The organism is Microcystis sp. M53603_WE2 (assembly GCF_030065435.1).
This window is the reverse complement of sequence record NZ_JASJFF010000405.1, coordinates 1-1020: the sequence shown is the minus strand read 5'-3', so window position 1 is coordinate 1020 and position 1020 is coordinate 1. Positions and strand designations below refer to the sequence as shown.

The window sequence follows — 1020 nt, the reverse complement described above, 5'->3', positions numbered from 1 at the left end:
GCATGACTACAACGTGCGAGTCAACCAAGCGCAACGTTTTTTAAAAGCGGGAGATAAGGTAAAAGCGACGATTACCTTCCGAGGCCGGGAAATTCAACACTCTAACCTAGCGGAAGAATTACTGGCGCGCATGGCCAAAGACTTACAGGATGTGGCTGAGGTACAGCAAGCACCAAAAAAAGAAGGTCGTAACATGATGATGATGTTATCGCCGAAAAAATAACTAACTAATCCGGAAAAAAGGGGCTAAGACCCCTTTTTTGTTTTTCAGAAATCCCCAAAGGAAACCAATCATCTAAAACAAATGTATTATCCAGATTTTGACTCGGTTCGCCGAATCGCCACCACTGCCGGCCGGGGAGGTTGATTAACTTGACCACTAGGCCAATTCGACCCTAGGGGTACTTGTCGTATTTGTTCAAATTCCTGCCCATTAGTGGTTTTAAGGGCAAATTTGCGGTTTTCAAAGGCCAAATCCCGACGAATTCCCCCCGCTTCCCCCGGATGTTGTACTGCCAGAAATAACGTCTCTTGGTCGGGAGTAAAGTACAATCCCGTTAATTCCGCATCCATGGGAGCGATAGCAAAAGGATAGGGATGCTCTTGACCCTTGGCAAACACCCAAGCGCTATTATTGCCAAAAATACCCAATAAATCCCGTTGACTAACCGGGACCCCTTGGGGATAACGAGTTTTCATCTCTCGATTTAACCCACCCGTGGAAATATCGCTAACCATCCAGAGATTTCCCTGTTTATCGAAAGCGAGGTTATCGGGATTAGAAAAACCCTCACCTTTCTCTGTCGGTTCCCCTCCATAAGCGACCACATCCCAACGAAAACTTAAGGAAGCAGCATCGTTATTATCTTCCCTTAAGCTGATAATCCAACCAAATTCGTAGGGGATTTCGCCATTTGGTCCCTTAAATATCTCCTTATCGGCCCCTCCCTCCGCTTCACTGGGACTACCAGAGGTAAAGGTTATATATAAAGTGCCATTCTCGTCCACTTCCGTATCTTC

Annotated in this window: 2 protein-coding genes; one reads left to right on the top strand and one right to left on the bottom strand. The window is 46.2% G+C overall.

Features of this window, described 5'->3' with window-relative positions; genetic code table 11:
- On the top strand, positions 1 to 223 hold a 223-nt coding region (gene infC / locus PX481_RS08510; RefSeq protein ID WP_288094366.1), incomplete at its 5' end, for a translation initiation factor IF-3.
- Positions 224 to 309: 86 nt separating this feature from the next.
- Here the strand turns inward: infC and PX481_RS08505 are convergent.
- On the bottom strand, positions 310 to 1020 hold a 711-nt coding region (locus PX481_RS08505), incomplete at its 5' end, for a PhoX family protein (protein ID WP_288094364.1).